This is a genomic window from Fusobacterium varium (assembly GCA_021531615.1).
GTDB classification, from domain to species: Bacteria; Fusobacteriota; Fusobacteriia; order Fusobacteriales; family Fusobacteriaceae; genus Fusobacterium_A; species Fusobacterium_A varium_C.
Window position 1 is genome coordinate 1 of the sequence record JADYUE010000096.1, and the last position, 446, is coordinate 446.

General features: G+C 30.3%; 1 protein-coding gene. It reads right to left on the bottom strand.

Annotated features, from left to right (window positions below; translation table 11 throughout):
- The coding region (locus I6E31_12480; protein ID MCF2640773.1) for an IS66 family transposase at positions 1 to 391 on the bottom strand (391 nt) is incomplete at its 3' end.
- Between the last annotated feature and the right edge of the window lie 55 nt (positions 392 to 446).

The window sequence follows — 446 nt, forward strand, 5'->3', positions numbered from 1 at the left end:
TGATTTTAATTTCAGGAATATCAAAAACCTGACGAGTTTTAACTTCCTCTACTTTAACATCTTTTAAGTTAGCAGCAGAATGAGGGCAAATCTCATTAGGAAGTTCAACAACAAAATCAGGATTATCAACTTTTTTAAGAGTAGAACCTTTATGACAGATTTGCCCGCCTGATGCTTTACCACTTTTCTTTCTCAACGATCTGTTTTTATCTTTTTTTTTACCAAATTTATCAGAAGATGGTGGAAAACTGCTATTAGAACTGTTCATTCCAAGTCTAGCTTTAAGCATAGCATTTTCCCTTTTTAATTGTTCGTTTTCGATTTTTAACTTTTCAATTTCTTTTCTAAGTTTGGTGATTTCAAGTAACAAATCTTCAATTTTAATTTCCATAAAAGTTCACCCCCTCTTTTCAAATTTTACTTTGATATTGTAGCATATTTTTTGA